The 23,528-nt window shown below is 72.6% G+C and carries 22 protein-coding genes; 2 read left to right on the top strand and 20 right to left on the bottom strand.

Annotated features, from left to right (window positions below; translation table 11 throughout):
* From ACFSVL_RS09765 to ACFSVL_RS09675, 19 genes are read right to left on the bottom strand one after another with little or no spacing between them, the layout of a single operon-like run.
* Positions 1-1,650 carry a hypothetical protein gene (locus ACFSVL_RS09765; protein ID WP_378302621.1) on the bottom strand — a complete coding sequence of 550 codons (1,650 nt, stop codon included), beginning with the start codon at positions 1,648-1,650 and terminating at the stop codon, positions 1-3.
* Positions 1,647-2,177 (bottom strand): hypothetical protein, encoded by a 531-nt coding sequence (locus ACFSVL_RS09760; protein ID WP_378302619.1) that lies wholly within the window; start codon positions 2,175-2,177, stop codon positions 1,647-1,649. Before ACFSVL_RS09760 ends, ACFSVL_RS09765 begins: the two co-directional genes overlap by 4 nt.
* Complete coding sequence (locus ACFSVL_RS09755) at positions 2,174-3,319, bottom strand: hypothetical protein (RefSeq protein WP_378302618.1); 1,146 nt, start codon at positions 3,317-3,319, stop codon at positions 2,174-2,176. Before ACFSVL_RS09755 ends, ACFSVL_RS09760 begins: the two co-directional genes overlap by 4 nt.
* Entirely contained in the window at positions 3,316-5,265 is a 1,950-nt protein-coding gene (locus ACFSVL_RS09750) for a hypothetical protein (protein WP_378302616.1), read from the bottom strand. Before ACFSVL_RS09750 ends, ACFSVL_RS09755 begins: the two co-directional genes overlap by 4 nt.
* Positions 5,266-5,267: 2 nt before the next feature.
* On the bottom strand, positions 5,268-6,410 hold the full coding sequence (locus tag ACFSVL_RS09745; protein WP_378302614.1) for a hypothetical protein: 1,143 nt from the start codon (positions 6,408-6,410) through the stop codon (positions 5,268-5,270).
* Between the two features lie 25 nt (positions 6,411-6,435).
* Positions 6,436-8,358 carry a phage tail protein gene (locus tag ACFSVL_RS09740; RefSeq protein ID WP_378302612.1) on the bottom strand — a complete coding sequence of 641 codons (1,923 nt, stop codon included), beginning with the start codon at positions 8,356-8,358 and terminating at the stop codon, positions 6,436-6,438.
* A complete protein-coding gene (locus ACFSVL_RS09735; RefSeq protein ID WP_378302610.1) occupies positions 8,355-10,355 on the bottom strand; it encodes a putative baseplate assembly protein in 2,001 nt (666 codons plus the stop codon). The genes ACFSVL_RS09740 and ACFSVL_RS09735 overlap by 4 nt, the downstream gene beginning before the upstream one ends.
* Entirely contained in the window at positions 10,352-12,286 is a 1,935-nt protein-coding gene (locus tag ACFSVL_RS09730; RefSeq protein ID WP_378302609.1) for a putative baseplate assembly protein, read from the bottom strand. The genes ACFSVL_RS09735 and ACFSVL_RS09730 overlap by 4 nt, the downstream gene beginning before the upstream one ends.
* On the bottom strand, positions 12,283-12,690 hold the full coding sequence (locus ACFSVL_RS09725) for a GPW/gp25 family protein (RefSeq protein WP_378302607.1): 408 nt from the start codon (positions 12,688-12,690) through the stop codon (positions 12,283-12,285). Before ACFSVL_RS09725 ends, ACFSVL_RS09730 begins: the two co-directional genes overlap by 4 nt.
* Positions 12,687-13,376, bottom strand: coding sequence for a phage baseplate assembly protein V (locus ACFSVL_RS09720; RefSeq protein ID WP_378302605.1), 690 nt, complete (start codon positions 13,374-13,376; stop codon positions 12,687-12,689). Before ACFSVL_RS09720 ends, ACFSVL_RS09725 begins: the two co-directional genes overlap by 4 nt.
* Positions 13,373-14,554 carry a phage late control D family protein gene (locus ACFSVL_RS09715; RefSeq protein ID WP_378302603.1) on the bottom strand — a complete coding sequence of 394 codons (1,182 nt, stop codon included), beginning with the start codon at positions 14,552-14,554 and terminating at the stop codon, positions 13,373-13,375. Before ACFSVL_RS09715 ends, ACFSVL_RS09720 begins: the two co-directional genes overlap by 4 nt.
* A 10-nt stretch (positions 14,555-14,564) precedes the next feature.
* A complete protein-coding gene (locus ACFSVL_RS09710) occupies positions 14,565-15,233 on the bottom strand; it encodes a CIS tube protein (RefSeq protein ID WP_378302601.1) in 669 nt (222 codons plus the stop codon).
* Positions 15,230-15,415, bottom strand: coding sequence for a putative phage tail protein (locus ACFSVL_RS09705; protein ID WP_378302599.1), 186 nt, complete (start codon positions 15,413-15,415; stop codon positions 15,230-15,232). The genes ACFSVL_RS09710 and ACFSVL_RS09705 overlap by 4 nt, the downstream gene beginning before the upstream one ends.
* 45 nt (positions 15,416-15,460) lie before the next feature.
* Positions 15,461-15,937, bottom strand: a complete 477-nt coding sequence (locus ACFSVL_RS09700; RefSeq protein ID WP_378302597.1) for a phage tail protein — start codon at positions 15,935-15,937, stop codon at positions 15,461-15,463.
* Positions 15,934-17,421 carry a phage tail sheath family protein gene (locus ACFSVL_RS09695; protein WP_378302595.1) on the bottom strand — a complete coding sequence of 496 codons (1,488 nt, stop codon included), beginning with the start codon at positions 17,419-17,421 and terminating at the stop codon, positions 15,934-15,936. Before ACFSVL_RS09695 ends, ACFSVL_RS09700 begins: the two co-directional genes overlap by 4 nt.
* Position 17,422: 1 nt before the next feature.
* Positions 17,423-17,878 carry a phage tail protein gene (locus ACFSVL_RS09690; protein WP_378302593.1) on the bottom strand — a complete coding sequence of 152 codons (456 nt, stop codon included), beginning with the start codon at positions 17,876-17,878 and terminating at the stop codon, positions 17,423-17,425.
* Positions 17,879-17,918: 40 nt separating this feature from the next.
* Positions 17,919-20,168: a phage tail sheath family protein gene (locus ACFSVL_RS09685; protein ID WP_378302591.1), complete on the bottom strand. Its 2,250-nt coding sequence runs from the start codon at positions 20,166-20,168 to the stop codon at positions 17,919-17,921.
* A gap of 21 nt (positions 20,169-20,189) precedes the next feature.
* A complete protein-coding gene (locus ACFSVL_RS09680) occupies positions 20,190-20,888 on the bottom strand; it encodes a carboxypeptidase regulatory-like domain-containing protein (protein WP_378302589.1) in 699 nt (232 codons plus the stop codon).
* Entirely contained in the window at positions 20,885-21,463 is a 579-nt protein-coding gene (locus tag ACFSVL_RS09675) for a DUF4255 domain-containing protein (RefSeq protein ID WP_378302587.1), read from the bottom strand. Before ACFSVL_RS09675 ends, ACFSVL_RS09680 begins: the two co-directional genes overlap by 4 nt.
* 181 nt (positions 21,464-21,644) lie before the next feature.
* Between ACFSVL_RS09675 and ACFSVL_RS09670 the strand changes: the two genes are divergently transcribed.
* Both ACFSVL_RS09670 and ACFSVL_RS09665 read left to right on the top strand, forming a co-directional pair.
* Positions 21,645-21,839 (top strand): hypothetical protein, encoded by a 195-nt coding sequence (locus ACFSVL_RS09670; protein WP_378302585.1) that lies wholly within the window; start codon positions 21,645-21,647, stop codon positions 21,837-21,839.
* Between the two features lie 157 nt (positions 21,840-21,996).
* Positions 21,997-22,761, top strand: coding sequence for an AfsR/SARP family transcriptional regulator (locus ACFSVL_RS09665; RefSeq protein WP_378302583.1), 765 nt, complete (start codon positions 21,997-21,999; stop codon positions 22,759-22,761).
* Positions 22,762-23,066: 305 nt separating this feature from the next.
* Here the strand turns inward: ACFSVL_RS09665 and ACFSVL_RS09660 are convergent, their stop codons facing one another.
* Positions 23,067-23,483, bottom strand: a complete 417-nt coding sequence (locus tag ACFSVL_RS09660; RefSeq protein ID WP_378302581.1) for a hypothetical protein — start codon at positions 23,481-23,483, stop codon at positions 23,067-23,069.
* Positions 23,484-23,528: the final 45 nt, after the last annotated feature.

The following is a 23,528-nucleotide window of genomic DNA, read 5'->3' as shown; positions in this document are numbered from 1 at the left end:
TCACCCGCCGGAGAACGTCAGGGTCCGGCCGCCCAGCCAGCCGACGCCGGGAACGTCGGACAGCAGGCCCGCGAGGACCAGATCGGCATGACGGCGGCCCAGCGGCACCCGCACCCGCACCGCGCGGCGTTCGAACCGCACGGTCGCTTCGAGGTCGGCGAACCGGTGCAGGGCCAGCACCGGGTCCGGGCTTTCCCGGTCGCGCCACAGCATCCAGGCCATCGTGCCGAGGCCCAGCGCCGCCGCGAGGGTGACGCTGCGTTCCAGATCGCCGTCCGCGGCGAGCGGGATCGCGCGGCGTTCCACGACCAGCGACTCCACCAGTTCGCCGAGCCGTTCGGCGTGGCCGGGCAGCTCCGCGGCCAGCCGGGGGTCAACGCCGCCGGAAGTCCACAAAGGACTTCGCAGCGGCAGCCGGGTCACCGGATCGCCGCGCACCGGCCGGACGTCGGTCGCGAACCGCACCCCGGCCGCGGCCAGTTCGCGCAGGCATCCGGGCGGCAGCGGGCTGTCGCGGACAAGCACCGGCGGGCTGCCGGACGCCCGCCAGTGCGGCAGCAGCCCGGCGACCGTCGAAGCCCACGCGATCGGGAACAGGCCCTGCGCGTCGACCAGCAGCAACCGGTCGGCCGCGCCGACAACCAGGAGCGCTGCGGCGGGGTCGTGCCCGCGGCACAGCGAGAGCGCCAGTATTCCGTCCAGCACCGGCAATGCCGGACGGACCCGGCGCGCGAAACCCGTCAAGGCTTCCTCGGGGACGTCGACCCCGGCGAAGGCAGCTGCGGCCAGGGTGTCCCGTTCGGCACGCCGCCAGCCGCGCTCCGTCGTGCCGAGCACTTTGTACGCAAGTGCGGCCGCGAACAGGGGCGCTTCGTCCGCTAGGTCCAGGCCGTTCAGCGCGGGGCCGATCGCGTCGAGATAGCCGACCCTGGCCAGCGGGCCGGCGAGCAGGAACGGGAGCGCCGACCATACCCGGACCTCTCCGGTTTCCCGCCGCCGAATGTCCACAGTGGACTCACGAACCGACGTCGCCTGCTCGGCATCCGGTGCTGGCGGGGAAGTCTCCGGACGGACGCCGGGGCTCGATTCCCGGCCTCGGCGGGCGAGTTCGGCGGCCACCAGACTGACCACAGTGGACGGTCGCGCGGCCTCGCCCCGCACCGGATCAGGTTCGGCGAAAGCCACCAGCGACAGAGTGTGCAGGTAGCGGCGCAGCGACTCGTCCGGCAGCAAGGCCAGCAGCGGCTCCAGTTCGCCCCGCTCGGCGAGTTCCGCCAGCAGCGAGGCGAACGACGGCTCCGGCCAAGGCTCGTCGTCCGGCGCGAACGAGTCTGAGAGCGACACCGCCTCGGGTTCAGGGACCCCGCCCACGACAGCGACCGGCTCCGGCTGGAGGAGCACGACCGGGCGCTCCCCGGCAACGGCCGAACCCCGGCCGAGGCGGACCGTCAGGGTCACCGGCGCGGTGATCTCGACGTCCGGGCCGTCCTGCGCCAGCTGTTCGGCGAACTCCACGGCCAGCAGGTCCGGGAGCGCGTCCAGCGCCCGCTTCACCAGGCCCCGCGGATCGGGGCCCCAGCTCCACCCGCCGCGCCGGACCACGGTCACCGCGCAGTGGTGCACGGTGACCGTCGCGGCGGGCGCGCTCATGAGACGGCCAGCGCTTCCAGGCGGCCCGCCCAGCCGGAGACCAGTGCCAGCACGCCGTGTTTCCCGGTGCCGGTCAGCACGACCGGGAGCTGGGCCTGCTTCCCGCCGGCGGGGATTTCCCCGGCGAGCACGTGGGTCTGCTCGCCGTCGGAGATGAGCGCGCGGACCGGGGTGAGCCGCGTGGTCTCGACCGGGAGGGCGAGCGTGCACGCCGAAGCGGTCAGCGTGAGGCCCCCGGACCACGATCGCAGCGAAGACAGCGCGGGTTTCGGTTTGGCGTCGGGAGTCAGCTCGACGCCGAAGCCGAGCGGGCCGTCGAGCACCCCGGGTTCGTCGTCCACCGCCGCCACTGCGAGCTGCCGGGCCGCCAGCGCGATGGTCGCGGTCTTCCCGGCGTCGAGGGAGATCCGCAGCGGCAGTTCCGCGCCCACGAGCGAGGCCACCGCGTTCGGCGGGCTCGCGCCGGTGACGGTCAGTGCGCCCACGACGTGCCCGGTGTCGGCCACGTACACCGCTGAAAGGCTCATTTCCCACCCCCGCCGTCCGCCGCCGCGACCGCGGCCAGCACCAGGAAGTCGACCGCGCCGGGCTGTTCGGTCACCACGGCCGGAGTCGCCGCCGGGTCGAACAGCCGCACGCGGCAGCGCACCCGCCGGTCACTGTCCACAGTGGCCTCGACCGGGCTGTACAGCGCGGACGGGGCAGGCAGCGGCGGGATCCGGGGCGTCAGCTGGACGTGCAGCACCACCTGTCCCCCGGCGACCTGCTCCGGCGTGATCCCGGACGGCAGCGGCAGCAGCATCCCGTCGGTGGCCGTCCCGGACGTCACGAGCGTGCTGCCCACCGAGATCCGGCCGGAGAAACTGCCCTGGATGGACAGATTCCCGTTGGCCGCCACCGTCATCAGCGGACTGACCGAGCCGTTTCCCTGGTACAGGCCGAAAACCAGGCTCGGCGGGTCCTCGCCGGACAGCACCACGGCGGGCTGGCCCTTGGCGGCCGCCGGGCTCGTCCGCAGGGTCAGCGCGCCCGACCGCGCGGTCACCGTGTCGGCGCGAACCCCGGCGTACCGGGGCGCGACGCCGCGCGCCTTAGCCTCGACGCCCGCGAAATGCCCGGCCGTCCACCGGACGTAGCCGAGCAGGACGAGCCAGCGGACCGGCGGGTCGGCCGGAGCCGAACCGGCGGCGGGCGGCTGCTGGTCGGCGGCCAGCCGTTCGTCGCCGAGCCGTCCGAAAAGGACCTGGTACGACTCCTCGACCCGGCTCTGCCCGGCGGTCGCCCCGCAGGAATCCACTCGCGTGGACTGCGCGGGCGTCCGGTCCACCGCGCTGAGGAACACCGGATACGGCTCGGTGGTCGGCTGGTCCGCCCCGTTCACCGCTTCGAAGTCGCTTTCCCGGAGCACGACCGCCTCCGGGACGACAAGCTCCCGGCCGGTTCCGTCGACTGCGAACCCCGGCGACACCCGCACCTCGACGTACCGGGCGTTGGTCGCCGGGTCGGTCCGCGGCTGCGTCGTCAGCCCCAGCCCGTCGGCGATTCCCCAGTCGTGCAGGTAGCGCGCGTGCCGCGCGGCCGCCCCGCGCGCGTGCTCGACCGTCGCCGCCAGGTCCGCGGCAGCCAGGACCTGGCCCTCATGGAACACGGGACGCAGCGGGCCCGTCACGAGGTCTCACCGGACTTCGGGGCGCGGGTCGAGCGGGTGCGCTTGGCCGGGGGCGTGGCGTCTCCCTCGCTGGGCGTGCTTTCCAGTTCCGCCAGCCGGGACCCGAGCCGCTCCGGCAGTTCGCCCAGCTGTGCCTCCGCGCCGGCCAGCTGCGCGCGGACGCCTTCGAGCGCGGCGGTCAGATCGGTCACCTGGGTCCGCAAGACCGCCAGCTCCTGCAGGCTGTCGGTGACTTCGCTCGGGGTGGTGTAGACCTGCTCGTGCAGCGCCTTCGGCGGGGTCTCCCCCGGTGCCGGGGTGAGCAGCAGCGACAGCATCAGCTCCAGGTCGCCGGTGCGCGGCCAGTCCTCCAGCAGCTTCTCCGGGTACGGACGCGGGATCGGCCCGTCGGCGGGTAGGGACGGCTTGTCATAGCGCGGAACCGGCTGGCAGCACACGCGTTCCGCCAGCTCGCGCAGCCGGTACAGCTTCGGCAGCCACTCACCGTAGGCCGAGCCGCCCGGCAGCACCTGTTCCCTGGTGGCGGAACAGATTCGTGCGACGTCGCAGCCGTCCAGCTCAAGGCGGGCGAGCAGGACCTCCGTGTCGGTGCAGTCGCTGCACGGCGGGTTCAGCGTCGAGCAGGCCGCGTCGGTCACAAAACGGCGCACCGCGACCGAAAGCTCGGCAGCGGCTTCGGCGATCTGCCGCAGTTCGGCGATGGTCGTCTTCTCCGCGCTGTCCGCGGCCGGCGGAGGAAGCTGCGGCGGAAGGTCGATCTTCGCCACCGCGCCGCGCAGGGCGCAGTCCGCGAGATCGCCCGCGTGTTCAAGCCGGTCGAGCAGCCATTCGCGAAGGACGCCGAGGTCCGTGCGGAACTCGACTCGCAGCGCGTGGCTCAGCGGCAAGCCCTGGGCCAGCAGGCGAAGTTCCAGCGGGGCACCGGGATCCGGCTGTTCCGGGGCGACGCGCAGGTTCGTCTCGGTGACCACCGCGACCGCGATCGAACGGTGCACCGGGTCCGGCCAGACCGTTTCCGTGCCGGTCCCAGCCAGGCGGGCGCACGCTGCCCGCAGCGCGCCGCGTGCGTCCTGGACTCCGGCGAGATCGGGGTAGTCCTTCTTGAGCTGTTCCTGTCCGGCCTTGTCGTAGGTGTCGAACCGGGCGACGGCGCTCGCCAGCGCCCGGACGTGCTCGGTCATCTCACGAGCCACCGGCGGTGGCGGCGTGTCCCCGGTGCCGCTTCCCTTAAGCCAGGCGAGGCTGTCGGCGTACCGCTTGGCGTCCGCGGCGTCGAACCGGAGCGCGCGCCCCGAACCCAGTGCCGCGACGAACATGGCGTCGGCGTACTTGCCCAGCCGCTGGTCGCGCAGCCGCGCCTGGTCGGCCGCCGCCAGGTTGCCGAGGCTCCGCAACAGGCGGGTGCCGGGATTGTGGCGGTGGTCGTCGAAGCCGCCGGTCTTGACGACGAACCGGAACGCCTCCCGGATCCGGGACGGCACGCAGCCCGGCGCCGGACACGGCTCCTCGGTGGCGTACGGGGCCACCGGCTCGACCGCAAGCTCCTCGTACCGCACGAAAAGCCCGTAGCGGCGGTTGCCGTCGTCCTCGCACGGGTCGCCGCAGTCCACGCCGAGGGAGCGGACGCGCAGCTCCCGCACGAGCGCCGCCACGTCGACCTGTTCGCGGCAGGACAGCACGATGTCGTTGCCCGCGCAGTCGAGCGCGTGCCCGGGGTGCACCACGACCTTCCCGCCGCCGCACGGGTCGCAGGAGACTTCCAGCCCGCACACGACGCCCGGCCCGGACAGGGTCCGGTTGCGCAGCCTCGCCTTGCCCGTCGCGTAGTCGGCCAGCAGACCGAGGTCGTCCTCGGTGAGCAGCTGGCCGGCGAAGAAGCGGGGCCGGACGAACGCGGACGGCCAGGCGGTGGTCCCTCCGCAGCCGCAGCCGCAGTCTGTTCCCATGATCAGCGCTCCTTAACGAAGAACCAGCTCTCGAAAACGTCCCCGCCGGCCCCGGTGCCCGACGTCCACGGGCCGATGCCCGAGGGCGGGACCGCGCAGCCGGGCGCCCCGGCGGGCTCGGCGCCGATCGTCGGGACGCGCCCGCCGACGTTCGTCCCGTCGACCGGGCGGCAGCAGCGGTCGAGGACGAACGCGGCCCGGACGCTGACCAGCACGCGGTCCCCGTCCTGCAGCGTCTCGCGGGTGGTCTGCCGGTAGCGGAACTCGCGGGCGAACTCCGCGCCCGCCGCCGGTTCCGCGAACTGCCCGCCCATATACCAGGTGGCGGCGCTGCGGCCGGAGCCGCCCTCGATCACCTGGATCTCCACCACGCCCGGCTGCAGCGTGTCCGCCCGGACGTCGCCGGAGAACCGGACCCGCAGGCCGCCGTCCTCGTTCTGCGTGCCGAGCAGCGCCTTGGCCTCGTCGATGGTGTAGGTGTGCCCGTGGATCCAGTTGATCCCGGTGATCACCGTGGGGACGTGCCTGCCGAACGGACGCCGGATGTTCAGGTAGATCTGTTCCTTGCGCAGCGGCTTGCCGAAGTCGACGTCGGTGATCTTCGCCAGCCACAGCACTTTGTGCCTACAGCGGGAACAGCAGGTGTCGCAGCGCTCGTCCACCGGCGGCTCGCACCCGGTCACGCGGATGGCGTAGGACTCTTCGGTGTAGCCGAACTGGCAGTCGTCGCCGTCCCCGCAGCCGTCGTCGTAGACGGTGCGGGTGGGCTCGACCGGGCGCTCGCAGTACTCGACGCCGACCCACACGGTCTTCTTGTCCCGGTCGGCTTCCGGCAGCGCCTTCCGCAGGTCGACCGCGCAGCTCCCGCCGACGACGACCTCGTTGCCGTCGCAGTCCACCGCGAGGCCGGGCGTGATCCGCACCGCGGCCGCCCCGGTCTCGGGCGGACAGTCGTCGTCCGGCGGCAGCGGTTCCGCGAACAGCCCGCACACCACGCCGTAGCCGAGCAGGCAGCGCATGCGCAGCTTCAGCTTCTCGCGGAAGTACGCCTGTTCGTTGCGGAAATCCCGGGCGCCGAGCAGCTGGCCGTGGAAGTACCGCAGTCTGCGCAATGGCTCGACGTCGAATCCCTCTGTCTCTGTCATCTTCTCGGCCCTCTCGAATGCCCTCTCAGAACACCTGTGTGTGCACGCCGACCGCCGCGGTCACGCCTGGCCGCACCGCGTGGCGCGGACCCGCGCGCCCCGGCCGCAGCACGCCGTCGCGGTTCAAGCGCAGTCCCCGGCCCAGCACCGGCGGCGGCAGCGGGACGAACGCGGTGTCCACGCCGACAGCGGACTGCGCGCCCACCACGAACCCCCTTCCGCCGATCCGGACCGACGCCCTCGTGTGGGCCGGCGCCTGCCGTTCGACCAGCCGCCGCACCGCGTCCTCGTCCGCCCCTCCTGCGGGGAGGAGCACCCGGAACCGGTGCGCGTGCGCGGTAAGCGGGTCGGCGTCCGGGTCGCCGAACGCCCGCAGCGGAGCGCCGCCCAGCGCCGAACCTCCGATCCGGAACCGGCTCGACGAGCGGCCGAACAGCCGTATCGAGCCCAGCCCCGGCCCGGTCCCGCCCGCCGCCGCGCGGACCTGCGCCCAGCGGCGGTCGTTCGCCAGCTCGTCGAGCACCGGCTCGGTCCCGAAGACGATGCACACCGCTTTCTTGAGCGCCCACGGCGTTCCCCGCCGCCGGTACAGCTCCGGGGCCGCGTCGATCAGCTTGCGGCGGGTCCGCGCGTCCCAGCCCGCCTCGAACGACAGGCCGAGCAGCCCGGCCAGCCACGGCAGCACGCGGTCCGGCACGCCGGAGTGGTCGAGCAGTGCCGGGTAACGCTCGATCACCCGGTCGATCTCGGCCAGCGACGCGTCGAACAGCGACAGGAACCGCTCGGTGAAATCGTCCGCGGCGGGGTCCTGCCGGTACGCGGGCGGGAGAAGGTCCGCGCTGGTCGAACGGGGGAAGTCCAGCCGGACGCGGCGGACGACCGGGGTTTTCCGGCCGTCCCCGGACAGCCGCAGCCGGAGCTTGAGGTAGCGGCCGGGCGGCTGCTGGACCAGGAAGTCGGTGGTGCCCGGCGGCGCGGTCTGCCAGTCGCTGTCGGCGAATTGGCCGTCCTCGGTGACGACGAGATCGAGCGAAACCGCGGTGCCGACCGGAATCTCGGCCTCGACGCGCACGCCGTGCCACCGGCAGCGCGAGATGCCGCTGTCGATCAGGGCACTGACGTACGACCCGGACCGCCGGTACTGGACGGGTTCAGGCGGCGGTTCGGTCCGGAGTTCGCCCTGCCAGGTCCAGCACGTCGTCCGGACGCCGTCCTCGCCGTTCTCCCGCAGGCAGAACCCGGCGTCGTCCGCCGCGACGAGCGTGCTCGGCCGGAGCGCGGCGGCCAGTTCGTCCATTGTGGATGTCTCAAAAGGACGGTGCGCTCCCCCGCGATAGATCCGGAGCCCGGCGCTGTCCTCGGCGAGCAGCCAGATCGTCCGGCGCGGGCCGGTCCGCAGCCCGATGATCCGGCCAGGCACCCCGGTGCGGACGACGCCGCGCGGCGCTCCGTCTGAGCCGAACCGCCACAGGTCCGTGCTGTCCTCGCGGGCCACGAGGACCTCGTCGCGGGGTCCGAGCGCGGCCAGCGTGGGCCGGGAAATCTCGATCACCCCGGCCAGCTGCTCGCCCTCGCGCCGCCACACGAAGACCCGGCCGTCGTCCACCACGGCGAGCCGATGCGCCCGTGCCGCAACGGATACCGGCCTGCGCAGGAGCGCGGGATCGCAGCCCTGCCACACCGGTGTCCAGGCTCCGCAGGTGTCCCGGTGCAGCAGCTCGCGGCGTTCGGGCACCAGCAGGTACCACGAGCACGGCTGGCATCCGGGCGCCAAGCGAGGGTCGGGGAACCAGGGCAGCAGTTCGCTCCTCGACGGCCCCGCGCCGGGATGCGCGAGACGGACCCCGGCCGGGTCGGCGAATCCGGTGAGGTCCTCGACTTCCAGCTCGTCCCACCCGGAGTAGGCGTCGAGCAGCCGGAACGTCGCGGGTGCTTGTCCGCAGGTCACGATCGGCCTCCCACCGGGATCAGCAGCGGCCGCTCCGGCCAGACGAGCGAGTGCGGCGGGATCGCGTGATCGGTGCACGGCGGCAGCCGCAGCCCGTCGATGACGAGCGAAAGCTGGGACACCGCGCGGATTCCGTCGCTCGCGAGCACGCGGCGCACCAGCGACGTGTGCCGCAGCGCGCCGCCGAACGGCCAGCCCGCGCCGTCCTCGCCGCCCCGCACCGGGTCCAGGTACGTCGTCAACGCGGCACTCGCCCGGGCGAGCACGGCGGCCCGCTCCTGGTCCGGGTCGAGGCTGACCCACGCCTCCACCGCCACCCGATGGAACCGCGCCGGCACCGCCACCACGGTCACCCCGACGGGCGCGACCTCGCGGGTGAGAAAGCTTGCCACCGCACGCAGAGTCGCCGCCGTGGGCACCGGCGGTTCGCCGGAATCGTCCAGCGGCGGTACCACGAGCACCCCGACCACCCCGGGGATCGGCTCGCCGGGGAAGCTCGGGTGCAGCCCCGGCACGCCGTGCGCGCGAGCGATCGAAGCGCCGGGCGCGCGGATGGCCAGCAGGCCGTAGTCGGCCGGTGCCACGGCCCGTCCGCGGGCGCGCAGTTCCGCGGTGCCACGGCGGATCGCGTCGGCGTCGGGCTCGGGGTCCGTGCCGCCCGAAGCCGGAAACGGGTTGCTGACCCGGCTCACGAACGGCAACGCCGTCACGACGCCGTTGACCGCGCCCGCACGCACCGCTCCGGCGCTTCCGCCGCCCACGCGGTACCGCACCGCTCGGACGTTGCGGAACCCCGGCGGGACGGCCGCACCGTGCACGCCGTCGCCGAAGCTCACCTCTCCGGTCTCGTGGTCCACCGCGAAGACCCGGTCGTCCGCGCCAGCCGACGCCAGGCTTTCCACCTCGGTCCACCGTGTCCCGGCGCCCCTGGTGGTGCCGAAGACGTCGCCGCTGGGGTCGTCGTCGACCTCGATCACGACCGAGCCCGCGAGAATCGGCACCTGGCTGAGCCGCATCCGGCGGCGGCCGGTGTCGGCCGGGTCGTCGATCGGCATCAGCGGCTCGTCCCGGATCGTGCGCGCCGCGGTCGCCGCGACCATGTTCAGCCGGCTCCCGGCGAGTACCGGGGCGGGGCCGTCGAACTCGCCGTGCGCGATCTGCAGCCGCAGCCAGCGCATTGGCGGGCCCGGCCGGGCACCCGGCGGAACGCCCGGCGTCCAGGTGCGGGGAATCCGCAGCTCCACCGTCCCGCTTGTCCGCAGCCCGCGAGTCTCGTCGCGCGCCACCTCGGCGGGCACAAAGCGGGTGCCGTCGAGAATGTCCCAGCGCAGCAAGGGCGCGGAGTCAGCGGGAGCCGCCGCGTCGACGACGAAACCGAGGGACAGCAAGGGATACGGGCTCGCCGCGCCGCTCAGCCCGAGCCACAGCGCGTTCCCCGGCTGCGGGTCGCGGCCGAACGGCGGGAACGGCCTGCCCGGCCCGGCGGGCCCGAGCGGGATCGGCTCCAGCCCGCCCGCGTCCTGCGCCGCGATGGCCCCCAGGGCGGCCGGGGTCGCATAGAGGTCTTGGTCGGTCTCGTAGATCACCTGCCCGCCCGCCGCGGTCGCGACGGCCTGGAAGCCGGCCGGGATCAGCACCGACGCCCCGTCCGGCGGGTTGACCGTGAACTCCAGCAACGCGGCCGCCGCGCCAGCGGGCCGCCGCCGGACGCCTGCTGTCGCCAGCTGCTCGGCGAGGACTTTCTCCGGCAGCCGGTTCACCCGGGCGAGCACGGGTTCGGCCAGCGTGCCGAACAGCCGCACCAGCGCGACCCCGGCGTCCTGGCGGTCCGGGCCGGTCCAGTCCGGGGTGTAGCCGGCGATCCGGCCGCGGACGCCCGCGCGCGCCGACTCGCGGGTCGGGTCGAGCAGTTCGGGCTGGACCCCGGTCGGGCCGGGTCCGGGGACGATCCGGCCCTCAGTTCCCGCCTCGCGTTCCCACCACACCGCGCCCGTCATGCCAGCCCCTCCCTCACGTCCGCCGCGGGCACGATCCGCGTCCGCACCGTGCCCAGCACCGGCAGGTCACCGGGGCGCAACGGGACCTCGCGACAGTCCTGCGAGGGTTCCGCTCCGTCGAGACCGATCGCCACCGCGGCGACGTCCGCGAGATCTCCCAGCGCCCCCTGCACAGCCCGCAGCAACGCCGACTGCCGCAGCGGTTCCCCGAACGGCCAGCCGCTCCCCTCGTCCCCGCCGACGAGCGGGTCGAGGTACCGGCGCAACGCCGCACTGGCCACAGTGGACACCCGGACCCGGTCGGCCGGTTCGCCCGAGAGATCGACACGCACCGAAACCCGTCGATAGACCGGGCCGCGGACGAAAACCTCCGACGTCAGCAGCCGCGCCTCAGCGAGCCGACGAGAGACCGCGCACACCATGCCGGGATCCGGTACGGGCGCAGCGACGAAGTCCTCGCGCGCGAAGTCGGCACGCGGCACCGACGGGACGATGTGGACAGTCACCGCCCCCGGCACTTGCGAGCACGGGAAGCCTGGATGATCGCCGAGCGCGGCGTACGCGCGGGCGACCGCCACGCCCGGCGTGGTCCGGGCGAGCGTCACGAAGTCCTCGGCGGTGACCGCGCGGGTCACCTCTCCCAGCGCACCGGCGGCCCGGCGGCGGGCGGCGGCGACGGTTTCCGGGTCCTCGCCGTCCTCGGCCCGCACGACGTTGGCCGCCGCCAGCGCACCGTCGAAATCGCCGGTGGGCAGCCAGTTCGCCGTCATCCCGCCGTTTCCGGCACGGCCGCCGCCGATGCTGTAGCGGACCTCGACGTCGTCGGACGGCCACGGGACCCGTCCGGTGAGGCCGTCGCCGAAGACCAGCGCACCGTCCGCGCGGTCGGTGACGAAGATCCGGTCCGCCGACGCGCCGAAGGTGAAGTCCGGCGCCTGCAGCCACTCCTCGTCCGCCAGCCGCAGCGACGCGTCGAGCAGCCGGTCTGCCGCCTCGGGCAGGACCAGGCGAGAGCCGGGCAGCTTCAGCCAGTCCGCGATCTGCCCGCCCAGTTCGGCCCCGGTCGCGACCCGGTCTTCGCGGTGGCGCGCGGCGGAAACGTTCACCGCCAGCTGAAGCAGTCTTGGCGGCGCGGAGTAGGTGGCCGCCGGGGTCGACACGAGCAGTCCAGCGTCCATAGTGGACCATTCAGCGGGCGGGCGGAGACGGACTACGCCGGAGCGCCGGAGCCCGGCCGTGCCGTCCTCGACCTCTTCGAAGGCTCCGGAGATCCCGGTTCCCGGGCGGAACCACGACCAGACCAGCTCGGCGGGCGGTGCCACCTCCGGGACCGCGCGAGGCGACCACGACGGCGGCGACGCGGCGGGCGTTTCCAGTTCGACCAGCAGGGAAAGCCAGCCGGGAGCGGGCCACGCGCCGGTGAACGGCAGGGTGAACCGGGCCTCTGCCGCGGAACCAGCCAGCAGCGGAACCCCGCGCCGGGCCCGGAGATCCGCCGTCCGGTCGCGATCGGTCCACACGGTCGCCTCACCGCCGGGCTCCAGCGGGAAGACCGCGACATCGTGGTCGAGGGAGAAGGCGACCGCCCCGGACGGGTCCCGGGAAAGGACCGTTCCGGCGGGCACCACCGGCACCGGCGTTCCCGGCCGTTCGGCGCTCAGCCGCAGGACGGTGGCGGCGGGACAGGCGGGGCGCGGCGGGTCGAGCCCGAGCAGCCGCAGCAGCGCCAGCACCAGCGCGTCCGGCACCTGGTCGAGCCAGTACAGGCGCTGCTCCAGCAGATACGCGAACAGTTCCAGCAGCGTGACACCGGGATCCGACGGCGCGTGCAGGGTCCACGTGCCGTCCGACTCCGCCGGGATGCGCCGGCGGATGGCCGCCATCATGTCGGCCCAGGTGAGATCGTCCAGCTTCGGCGCGGGCAGGGTCACGGCGTGCTCCCGGCGAGGCCGACGTAGAACGGGAACACCAGGTTCGCCTTGGTGTTGCTGCTCCGGATCCGGTACACCACCGAAACGGTGACGCGGGATTCCTCCGCCGGGTCCGTCTCCGCGCGGACCTCGTCCAGCTCCACCCGGGGCTCGTACGCGCGCACCGCCGAGGCGATCGACTGTTCGAGATCGCGCAGGCTCTGCACACTGCCGGGCGCGAACACCGATTCCTGCGCGCGGGTGCCGAAATCCGGCCGCATGACCCGCTCGCCGGTGGCGGTGAGCAGCAGCGCGCGCAGGCAGTGCTCGACGCTCTGCTCCCCGACGGCGTACCCGAGCCGCCCGGCTTCGTCCGGCAGGATCGGGAACCGCCAGCCGGTACCCAGGAATTCGGGACTGGTCATAGCGTTTTCGCCTTCTTCGCCAGTACGCCGTCATCGAGCAGCTGAGCGGGTGGTGCTCCCGCCGTCGCATGGGTGTGCGTGTTGTAGGCCTGCAGCAGCGCGTTCCCGAGCACCAGCGGTTCGGTGGCCCCGCCGCCGAGATCGATGGCAGACGAATCGATGGTCACCTTCGGGGCCTTGAGCGTGACCTCCCCGTCCGCGGACACCGTCACGCTCCCGCCGGCCGCCGCGGTGATCCGGATGGCTTTGCCCTCGTCGTCGAGTTCCACGACGTGCCCGGCGGCCGATTTCACCCGCACCGCGGCCTTTCCGCCGGTGTCGTCGAGCAGGACCTCGTGGCCGTGCTTCGTCCGGATGAGCTTCTGGTCGCGACCGTCGGTACGCGCCGACGGCGGCTTGTCTACGCCGTTATACAGACCGCCCAGCACGATCGGGAACCGCATGTCCCCGTGCACGAACGCGACCAGCACCTCGTCGCCCTTCTCCGGCACGAAGAGCGAGCCGTAGCCGTTGCCCGCGTAGAGCTGCGAGACCCGGCACCAGTCGGTGACCGTGGTCCCGTCGAACCACGGGAACTTCAGCTTCACCCGGCCCTCGTCGTCGCCGTCGTTCTCCTCGACGATGGCCTCGACGACGCCGTAGAAACGCCGATCCGTGGTGCGCGCGCGGGGCGCGGTGCTGGTCACTTGTCCCCCTGGTGGATCCGCCGGGCGGTGAACGAGGTGAAGAACCCGCTGGTGTTCAGCGTGTGCTCGACGCGCTTGACGAAGTAGGTGCCGGAGAACCGCTTGCCGAGGCCGTAGACCTCCAGGTTGTCGCCGGGCCGCAGTTCGGGCAGGCCGGCCACCCGGCCGGTCGCGGTGATGAACTCGTACGCCCGCTCCCGCAGCAGGCTGATCGCCAGCTCGCGCGCCTCCTGGTCGCTGGTGACCGGCGCGTCGACCACGACGTCCTGCCGCCCGCCCAGCGTGCTGTCCGCGGTCTCCGGTCCGCTCTGGCCGTCCGCCGAATTCTGGCCCGCCGGAAGGTTTTCCGCGGTCGCGGTGAACGCGAACGGCTGTTTGGTGCGGGGATCCCAGCCGCGCACGGTGAGCTTGCCGACCTGCTTCGACAGCGTGAGCGTCGGGGTGAACTCGAGCAGATTGGGCACCAGCCCCTCGGGCAGCACGGCCGGGCCGGTGGTCAGGCCCGGCGCGTAGGCGAGCCGGAACACGCGGATCGGGCGGCTGTCGCGGCCGTCGGTCGGCTTGACGAAGTAGAGCGTGTCCTCGCCGGAGTCCGGGTCCGGCAGCAGATAGCAGTCGAAGTCCAGCCGTTTCGCGCGCTCCATCAGGAAACTCGCGTCGTCCTGGTTCTTCTGCACCACGACGTCGTGCACCGGCCCCTCCTGGGTGGCCACGATCCGCAGGTGGTTGCGCTGGGCGATCTGCTCGGCGATCCGCCAGTCCGGCAGGTTGCGGTAGATCTTGACCTCGTTCTCGGCGGGCTTGCGGTCCTTGAGCCGCAGCATCCCGTCCACGCCGCTCACGCCGACCGTCGGCGACGCGGAGTCGGCGAATTTGGGGCTGAGCGTGCTGATCGTCCCGGTGGCGACGGTCAGCACCTGCTCGGCGTACCCGAGCCGGACCGAAACCCGGCTGCCCAGCCGGAACCGCGGCGAGTCGCTGTGCTTGAACTTCAGGTGCACGTCGTCCCAGTTGTTCAGCGTCAGGTCGAAGCCGGACATCTCCTCGAGGTCGCGGTTCACCTTGATGTCGATGATGTCGTTCTTCGTGGACGGATCCAGCTCCAGGCCCTCGATCCGCACCTCGAACTCGGGCGCGTACCGGTCGGGCGAGGCGACCTCCGGTGCCGGGCTGCTCATCGCGCTCCCCTCACGCCAGCCGGGGCACGGTCAGCACCCGCCCCGGCCGCAGGTCGCGCGGATCGCCGATCCCGTTGGCGCGCGCCAGTTCCCGCCACGCGCCGGGCCGCCGGTACACCGCGGCGGAAATGCTGCTGAGCGTGTCGCCGCGGCGCACCACGTACGTCTTCTCCACCGTCGGCGACGACCGCGGCGAGTCCGCGACCTGCGCGGCGGCCGGGCGGAACTCCTTCAGCGAAAGGTCGAGCATCGCGCGCAGCGGCACCCCGTCCGGCCGGAACAGCTGGTAGCCGACCTCCAGCTTGTCCACGACCCCGGTGAAGACCGCCTCGTCCCACACGAACCGGACGACCGGCGGCGCGTGCTCCCGGCGGTCCGGGCGCAGCAGGTTCCGCACCGCGTCGACGTAGGCGGTCCGGACGTTCTCCAGCGTGTCGGAGGTGTCCACCAGGGCCTGCACGGCGAGCGTCTCGGTCTCGCCCCGGACGTACTGCAGCGGCGGCGTTTCCAGCCCGGGGATGGTGATCTCGGCGAAGGTGCTGGTCTTGCTCAGCTTGTAGTCGGTCGGGTTGAAGCGCAGCGGGATCCGCCGGGCCCGCTCGTCGGCGATCTCCGGCCGGACGATCTCCAGCCGGGCAAGCGCGGAGCCCTGCCCGGCGAACGGCACCGGCGCGGTCACGGGCGCTCCTCCCGGTCGCCGATCCGGCGTTCGGCCGCGGTGTGGCCCGCCCGCGCGCATTCCCGCTCGTACAGCCAGGACCACGCCTGGATGTGCTTGTTGAACAGGCGGGTGAACACGGCCCCGTCGTCGCCGTCCACCTGGAACCGGACCTCGAGGTTGTGGATGACCACGTTCGGCATGCCGTTCTCCTCCCCGTTTCTTGTGCCGCAGTGTCCGCAGTGTCCTTAAAGGACTTTCGTCAGTCCTTCGTGGGTGATTTCCAGTGCCTCCACGGCGATCGCGTTCTGCTCGGCGTGCAGGTCCGGCCCGGTCCACTTCGACGCGAGCCCGCCGTGGAACGCCCACGCCGCGGCCGGCACCCCGTCCGGGCCGAGCAGGATCGCCGCGCCGTCGCGGCGGGCGCCGAGCGAATCGGCCAGCCCGGCCTGGTACCACGCCCACAGCCCGGGATCGCGCACCACCCCGCGCTTCAGCGTGATCGGGTTCCACTTGTGCCGCACCGGAAGCTGGTGCGTGGTCTCGTTGCGCCCGCCCTCGGCGTAGCTCGTCACTTCCAGCTGCGCGCCGAGCCCGGTGACCTCCTGGAACGCGCCCGCCGCGACCAGCGGCAGCAGCAGCGCCTGCGCCGGCGGCAGATAGGCGTCTCCCGGGTCGAGGGTGACGACGAAGCTGTACTTGGGCAGCGGGTCCGGCGACGTCATGCCTCGATCACCTCCAGGCTGCGGTCCTGGCCGAGCACGAGGCGCAGCCGGATGAACTCCATCGGCACCGCGGGCGCGACCTCGATCTCGCAGACCACCTGCCCCGGGTCCCGCTCCGGCGGGTTGGTCACGTCGTCGCACACCACGCGGAACGCCTGCTCCGGCCGCGATCCGGCGAGCGCGCCCGCGCGGAACGCCGACAGCAGCACGGAGGTCAGCGCGCGCACCAGGGTCAGCCGCAGCTCCGGGGAGTCCACGTCGAACACCAGCGGGCTCGCCACCCGCCGGATGGCGCGGACGAGCAGGTGCAGCAGCCTGCGGTGTGCGACGTACCGCGTGCGCGGGTCCGCCGAGAGCGTGCGCCCGCCCCACACCTGCAGCCCCCGGCCCCGGGTGCAGCGGATCAGGTCGATGCCCGCGTCGAACAGCCGGAGCTGTTGCGGCTCGGGGAATTCGGCCGCGAGATCGACCGCGTCCAGCACCACCGCGTTGGCCGGGGTGTGGTGCGCTCCGCGTTCGACGTCGAGCCGGGCGATGACCCCGAGCACGTGCCCCGACGCCGGGACCGTGCGCGGAGTCAGCCCGTCCGGCACGCGCAGCGGCGGATGGTAGACCGCCGCCGTGCTGAGCAACGCGTTGTCGCCGGCCAGCGATTCCGTCCAGGCCACTACGTCGTCCACAGAGGACGCTCCGGGCGGGATGTCCAGTACTGCCAGGCGATCCAGCGAGGCCAGCGCGCTGCTCATCAGCTCCAGCACGGTGTCGGTGTGCGCAGGCCCATCGAGGTCGGTGCCGAGGTCCGGCAGCGCCACCAGCGCCGGTTCGGGCAGGTCCGCCTGTGCGGCCACCGCGGCGGAGTACTCGGCCCGGCCCGGCGGCGCGTCGGTCCCGCCGGTCAGGGTGAGGTCCCACGACCGCGAAATCGGGCCCGGCGGACCAGGTTCCGGCTCGCCGCCGTCCGGTACCAGCCGGATCAGCCGGGACGACGCGAGCCTTCCGGCCACTTCGGCGGGCGCGATGCCGGAGAACGTCTCGGCCGACTCCCCGGGCACCAGCACGCGGACGCCGACCGTCGGCAGCCCGGCGACCGTGCTGGCCTGGAACCGGATCGCGACGCGGGTCCCGTTCGCCCACGCCCCCGGGCTGGCGGCGACCACGCGGTAACGCCGATGCGCGAAACCGGCGAGGTCCCCGACTGTCCACAGTGCACTCGCGGGCTCTGCCGGGCCGGAGACCCGCAGCACCCACGCTGTCCGGCCGCCGTTCTCGAAGAAGCCACGCAGCGCGTACGGCGTCGCCGACGAACCGTCCGGCGGCCCGAACGCGCCCACGACGTCGTTCCAGCTCTCGACCCGCACGGGCGCGCCCACCGGCCCGCGGCGGAGCCGGCCGAGGAACGCCGCCACGTCGGTGCGCAGCGGTTCCTCGCCCGGGCCGCGCGGCGCGAACGTCAGTGATACGCCCGGAAGGGCTTCGGCAGGCATGTCAGGCGTCGATTTCCAGTTTCTCGACGGCCAGCACGAGCGTTTCCATGGCGATCTCGTTCTTCGCCGCGCTCAGCGTCGGGCCGGTGTACTTGGTCGGCCAGCCCCGGTCGAAGTTCCAGCGCATCGCCTCCTGGCGGTTCTCGTCCAGCAGCACGATCGAACCCGACGTGCGCCGCACCTTCCCGTTGAGCGCCTCCACCACCCAGTTCCAGAACCCGACGTGGCCGGTGATGCCGCGCTTGAGGGTGATGTTGGTGAACTTCTTCAGCCCGGGGACCTTCCGGACGGTGATGTCCTCGCTGCCGGTGCGGTACTCGATCGGCGGGATCTCCAGTTCCAGCCCGCTCGCCTCGGCGAAGGACCCGCTCACCGCCACCCCGTCGTCGCTGACGTTGGTCACGATGACCTGGAAGTTGTAGGACGCGTACGGATCGTCCCTGATCACGGGCGGCATGGCGATTCTCCTTGCGTACTGGGCTGTTTGCTGGGCCGGTTCAGGCGAGCTGGGTCTCGCGGGTCTTCTGCTGGATCCGGAAGATCACGAACTCGGCCGGGAACACCGGCGCGACGCCGATGACGCAGACGAGCCTGCCGTTGGCGAGGTCGTCCTCGGTCATCGTGGAACGGTCACAGGCGACGAAGAACGCTTCGGCGGCGGTGGTGCCGGCGAGCGCGCCGCTGCGCCAGACCGTGGTGAGGAAGTTCGTGACGGTCTGCCGGACCAGCGCCCACAGCGCTTCGTCGTTCGGCTCGAACACGACCCACTGGGTGCCCTCGTCGATCGACTCCTCCAAGAAGAGGAACAGCCGCCGGACGTTGATGTACTTCCACGAACTGTCCGAGGACAGCGTCCGCGCGCCCCACACCCGCTGCCCGAGCCCGGGGAAGAACCGCAGCGCGTTGATTCCCCTGGGGTTCAACAGGTCCTGCTGCCGTTTGGTGACGTCCTGGGCGAGGCCGTCGGTGAGTTTCACGCCCCGGATGACGACGTTGGCCGGCGCCTTGTGCACTCCACGCTCGGCGTCCACGCGGGCGTAGATGCCCGCCAGGTGGCCGGACGGCGGCACCTGGACGTCCTGGTTCGTCGAGGGATCGCGGGTGACCAGCCACGGGTAGTAGAGCGCGGCGTACTTGGTGTCGAACGGTTCGCGGAACGCCTGGATGCCCTCGATGTCGAGGCCGTCCTGCGGGTCGAGGATCGCGAACCGGTCCTTGAGCAGTTCGCAGTGCGTGACGAGCGCGGATTCGACTGTCCCCGACCACACGCCGGGCACCGCGCAGACCGCGATCTCGTCGATGTCCTCCAGCGCGACGATCCCGGTGCGCGCCCCGCTTCCGCCGTCCTCGCCGACGAAATCGGCCACGCTCAGCGACCCGTGCGCGTCGTCGCCGCCGGTCAGGCTCAGCCAGGAGCCGACAGCGGGCAACGGGAACTTCGCCGGGTCGAGCGACAATCCGGGCAGCGCCGTGGCGCTCACCAGCCGGGAGCGGCTCGCCAGCGTCGCCGCGACGCTCGACGGATGGTCGCCAGCGAGCCGCAGGTTGCCGAACGCCTCGGTCTCCGGAACCCCGCCCGCGCTGGCGAACCGGGTGTTCACCTGGGCCTCGACCAGGGTGATCCGGTCGGTCTCGAACAGCAGCGGCGTGTTCCCGTCGAAGGTCACGACGTCCGCCTCGATCGCGGTGACCCGCAAGACGCTCAGGTGCTCCCCGTCGTCGAACTGGACCACGGCGCCCGGGTACAGCCTGCTCGCCCCGCCGATGCGCAGCTTCGGCCCCGCTTCGGTGTTCGCCCGCCGCACGCGGCGCACCGCGAGCCCGGTCCGCCAGGCGGGGTGCGCGGTCCCGGCGGCGAAGGTCAGCGTGACCTTGCCGTCCGCGGGTTCGCCCGCGTCGGCCTTGAAGCGGCGCGGCCCGATCTGCACCCACAGTTCGCCGGCGGCGAGCCCGGTGACGGCCGCGACCTCGACCGTCGCGCTGTCCGCCGCGGCGTCCGCGACCAGCCGCGTCACGAACTGCACGCCCTCCTGCGGGTCCGCCAGCACCGGCAGTGCGGCTCCGGCGACGGGCTGGATCCGGACCTGGACGTCGCCGCCCCACGCGCCCGGGCTGATCGCCGAGAACTCGATCGTGCCTTCGGTGCCGCGCGGGCCCGCCTGGACGTAGTCGCCGCGGGAGGCCCGGACCTCGGCGGGCAGCGGCGGGTCGATCTCGATCCGCCGGGCGGCGACGTCGTAGCCGGTCACGGTCGCCGGCCCGATCGGCCGCTGGTCGTCGCCGCGGACGATCGAGAGCTGCTGGCCGACCCCGGAGAAGCCGATCAGGTGGCCGAGGCGCAGGCTCGTCGCGCCCTTCGCCGCGTCCGCGTCGACCGGGCTCGCCAGCCCCTGCCCCAGCACGCCGGAAGCGGGCTTCGCCTGTTTGCTCACCACTCGCTTGACGTAGAGGCGCTGTCCGCCGTTGTCGAAGAAACCCTTGACCGCCAAGGGGAACAGCCACCAGCGGCCGCCCTCGGACGGATTGTTCGCCCAGGCGTCCCGCACGGCGGCGGACGGCTCCGCCACGAAACCGCCGAAAAGGCGCTGGAACTCCAGGAAATTCGTGACCAGCTTGGGCTTTCCGGCGTACGGGCCGCGAGCGGTGACCCCGGCCATGCCCGCCGTGCTGGTGCTCACCCCCGCGATCGGCCGGGGCCCCGCGTCGATCTCCTCGACGTAGACCCCGGGGCTCAGATACTCGGGCATGGCTGGCTCCTCACTTCTTCCTCACTGCTCGCGGATCTCGATGACATGCCGGGTCCCGGCGTCCCGGGGCAGCCGCACGACCAGCGACCCGGTCCGGCCCGGCCGCTGGACGGCTTCCAGCCGGAAGGTCTCCTCGACGGCGTGCTCGCCGGCCTTCTCGCCTTCCCAGCGCAGGGCGAGCCGGAAAGCGCCCCGCGCGCCGGACAACGTGCGCTCGTGCCAGGAAACCGGGTCCCGGCTCGCCCGGCCGCGCGCTTCGACGAGCACGTTTTCCAGGGGTGCCCGGGTCCGCGCGTCGAGCACGACTCCGTGCACCGTCCGGACGCCCGGCGGATACGGGAACGTGACGGCGGGCAGCAGCCGCACCAGCCTCGGTTGGGCCGTGTCTTCTTCAGAACGCACGACGAACTCGATGCCAACTAGGTCTGCCGAAAACGGCTGGCCGTCCGCCGGATACAGCGGCTGGTACCCGGCGGCGACGAAGCGGGCCCGGTGGCGTCGCGGTTCGCCCGCGCCGCGCCTGCCCAGCCCGGGATAGGCCACGGCCGCGCTCGGCGTGCGCACGGCGGCAGTGTCCTGCGGCACCCAGGCACCCTCGTGCCAGCGGTCCAGCAGCACGGACACGCCCGCGGTGCGCACGTGCCGGTTGTAGTCGTCGAACGGCACGAACCAGGCCGGGCTCGACAGCACCGACCGGGCGAGGGGCAGGAAGCGGCTCATGTCGCCGGCACCCCGTCGATGACCCGGGTGAGCACCGGCCGGACCGCCAGTTCCGTGGCGACGTCCAGGTTCACCACCCGGATTTCGTAGTTCAGCGACAGCCGGTACGGCTTCTGGATCGCGTACCAGACCCAGGATTTCTGGTCCAGCGTCAGCGAAGTCAGCGTGACGTGCAGCGAATCCGCCGTCCCCGCCAGGCTTCCGGACAGCTCGGCCCCGTCCAGGATCGCGTCGTCGTAGAGCACCTGCAGCGCGCGGCCGATCATCCGCTGCTGGGTCGCCTGGTCGCCGCCCCACGGCGTGATCAGGTAGCGCAGCAGCAGCGCCATCGGCGGTTTGCGGGTGGTCGGCGGATCCGGCGGCAGCGACCGCACCGGCGGCCGGTTGCGCGAGGCCGGGTCTTCCGCGATCTCGTACAGGAAAACCGTGAGCTTCGGCGGCGACGTGCTCACCGGATCGGACAGGTCGTGCAGCACCGCGATCGGCGGCTGCTCGCCGCCGAGGGGAAGCAGCGCCCGCGTCAGCGACCCCACGATGGTGGTCGAAACGTCGGCGATGACGCCGAAGTCGCCCATCCGAATCCTCCCCCGGTTCCGTGCTGCCGGCCCGCTTCCGAGAGGATGCCGCCGCCCGCGTAGCCGTGCCGCGATCCGGCTGTCACGCGGGCGTCACCGGAGCGTTCCCGGCTCCCGCGACGACGGCGGCGGACACGGGACGGCAACGCCGGAGTGACAGGAGCACGGCATCCTTCTCGCTGTGGAGGCACCCTTCGAGCACTCCGGCACGCTGATCCTCCGCGTGTGGGCGGAAGGCGCGCCGGGCGCGTTCCGGGCGCGCATCCTCCGCACGACCGGCGCGCGACCGGCCCCGCCGCTCGCCGCGAGCACCGCCGACGAGGTGCACGCCGCCGTGCAGGCGTGGCTGGACACGCTGCTCGAACCGGACAGGTGACGCCGCTGAGACGGACCGGTGACGCCGGCGCTCATAGGATCTCCCGGCAGTCCGGCGGCGACCACACGATCATGGATTGCTCCGTAATATGGACTTGGGGATCCTCAGCAGGAGAAAACGGTCGCCAAGGCCCAAAACATCGTCCGGGGTGGGTGCGATGATCGCGGAAACGGCCCATGACATCACGCATGGCATCACATTGCGGCTGCTCAAAGGCTTCGCGTTGTCCGCGGGCCCGAGCCGCATCTCGATTTCGTCCAGCGCGCAACGGCTCGTCGCGTTCCTCGCGCTGCAGGACATGCCGCGCAGCCGCGCTTACGTGGCCGGAATGCTGTGGCCGGACACGACGGTCTCGCGCGCGAACGCCAATCTCCGCTCGTCGCTGTGGCGGGCGACGCGCACCGGGCACCAGGTGATCGACGCGTCCGCGCAGGAAGTGGCGATCGCCAAGCACATCCACGTCGACATCCACGGTGCGGTGCTGCGCGCGCACCGGCTCCTCGACTGCTCGCACCCGTGCGACGACATCCTCACGACGCAAACGCGCGCCGAGCTTTCCGCGGATCTGCTGCCGGAGTGGTCGGAGAGCGAGTGGGTGCTGATCGAACAGGAGCAGTACCACCAGCTCCGCCTGCACGCGCTGGAGGCGATGGCCGAACGGCTGACCGCGGCGGAACGGCACGGAGAGGCGGTCGCCGCCGGACTCGCCGCGGTGCGCGCGGAACCACTGCGGGAAAGCGCCCACCGGGTGCTCGTGAAAGCCCACCTGGCAGCCGGAAACCGCGGCGCGGCGCTGTGGCAGTACGAGCAATGCCGCCGGGTCCTGCACGACGAACTCGGCCTCGCCCCGTCCCCCACGCTCAGCGACCTCCTGCCGGAACACCGCGAACACGACGGACGGCCTACTTTCGCGGCGGGGTGACCGCGGCGCCGCCTGCGGTCCGTGAGGGGAACCTTCACCGACCCTGATTCCCTCAGGGTTCCCCTCACAGCCCCGAAAACGGCGCTTGAACCGCCACGGGCCGAGCCCCATCGGCCGGGCAGATACGCCTCGACCGCACCCGCAAGCCGCGTTAAGTCTCCGGCATTGGCCCTCGACCGTCCGTGAGGGGAACCCTCACCGACCCTGATTCCGTCAGGGTTCCCCTCACAGCTCGAAAACGGCCACAAAAATCGCGAGTCGCACGGCAGAATCCGCGGCCGCCGAATCCTTTCGTGCGTTTTTCCTCATTCCTCAGCACGCGGGGCGGGAATCACCGGCCGATTGCCGCGATAGCGGGCCACCACGACGCGGACTCCGTTGCGGAACGCGTCGGGCACCGCCGCGAGCACCGTGCTGCGCGGCAGCGGATGCGGCACGTCGAGCCCGGTCATCGGCCGGGCGAGGCCGATTCCGCGGACGGTCCACCGCAGCCGTCCGTCCTTGTCCCGGTCGGTGAATTCCAGCGACACCGGGCGCAGCGCCGCCACCCGGACGAGGCCGCTGTCCGGTCCGGTCGGGATCAGCACGTCGCCCGCGTCGAGGAGGAGGCAGGCGCGCGGGACCGGCGTCCGGCCGTCGAACGCGACGATCGCCTCGCGGCCTCGTTCGGGGGACCGGAGCAGCCGGACGCATTCGCCGTGGGTCAGCTCCAGGCCGTCCATGTCCGCTCCTTCCCCTGCCGGGTGCCCAGCCTCGACTATTCGCCG

The organism is Amycolatopsis silviterrae, from assembly GCF_042684085.1.
In the GTDB taxonomy this organism is placed as follows: Bacteria; Actinomycetota; Actinomycetes; order Mycobacteriales; family Pseudonocardiaceae; genus Amycolatopsis; species Amycolatopsis silviterrae.
This window is presented reverse-complemented; position numbering and strand designations above follow the sequence as displayed.

Bases quoted from the DNA above. Each gene is read 5' to 3' on its own strand.
- ACFSVL_RS09735 (WP_378302610.1), bottom strand. From the start codon at position 10,355: ATGACGGGCGCGGTGTGGTGGGAACGCGAGGCGGGAACTGAGGGCCGG.
- ACFSVL_RS09690 (WP_378302593.1), bottom strand. From the start codon at position 17,878: ATGCCGCCCGTGATCAGGGACGATCCGTACGCGTCCTACAACTTCCAG.
- ACFSVL_RS09750 (WP_378302616.1), bottom strand. From the start codon at position 5,265: ATGGGAACAGACTGCGGCTGCGGCTGCGGAGGGACCACCGCCTGGCCG.
- ACFSVL_RS09675 (WP_378302587.1), bottom strand. From the start codon at position 21,463: ATGGGCGACTTCGGCGTCATCGCCGACGTTTCGACCACCATCGTGGGG.
- ACFSVL_RS09700 (WP_378302597.1), bottom strand. From the start codon at position 15,937: ATGACGTCGCCGGACCCGCTGCCCAAGTACAGCTTCGTCGTCACCCTC.
- ACFSVL_RS09715 (WP_378302603.1), bottom strand. From the start codon at position 14,554: ATGAGCAGCCCGGCACCGGAGGTCGCCTCGCCCGACCGGTACGCGCCC.
- ACFSVL_RS09685 (WP_378302591.1), bottom strand. From the start codon at position 20,168: ATGCCCGAGTATCTGAGCCCCGGGGTCTACGTCGAGGAGATCGACGCG.
- ACFSVL_RS09745 (WP_378302614.1), bottom strand. From the start codon at position 6,410: ATGACAGAGACAGAGGGATTCGACGTCGAGCCATTGCGCAGACTGCGG.
- ACFSVL_RS09705 (WP_378302599.1), bottom strand. From the start codon at position 15,415: ATGCCGAACGTGGTCATCCACAACCTCGAGGTCCGGTTCCAGGTGGAC.
- ACFSVL_RS09725 (WP_378302607.1), bottom strand. From the start codon at position 12,690: ATGACCAGTCCCGAATTCCTGGGTACCGGCTGGCGGTTCCCGATCCTG.
- ACFSVL_RS09695 (WP_378302595.1), bottom strand. From the start codon at position 17,421: ATGCCTGCCGAAGCCCTTCCGGGCGTATCACTGACGTTCGCGCCGCGC.
- ACFSVL_RS09765 (WP_378302621.1), bottom strand. From the start codon at position 1,650: ATGAGCGCGCCCGCCGCGACGGTCACCGTGCACCACTGCGCGGTGACC.
- ACFSVL_RS09665 (WP_378302583.1), top strand. From the start codon at position 21,997: ATGATCGCGGAAACGGCCCATGACATCACGCATGGCATCACATTGCGG.
- ACFSVL_RS09660 (WP_378302581.1), bottom strand. From the start codon at position 23,483: ATGGACGGCCTGGAGCTGACCCACGGCGAATGCGTCCGGCTGCTCCGG.
- ACFSVL_RS09760 (WP_378302619.1), bottom strand. From the start codon at position 2,177: ATGAGCCTTTCAGCGGTGTACGTGGCCGACACCGGGCACGTCGTGGGC.
- ACFSVL_RS09680 (WP_378302589.1), bottom strand. From the start codon at position 20,888: ATGAGCCGCTTCCTGCCCCTCGCCCGGTCGGTGCTGTCGAGCCCGGCC.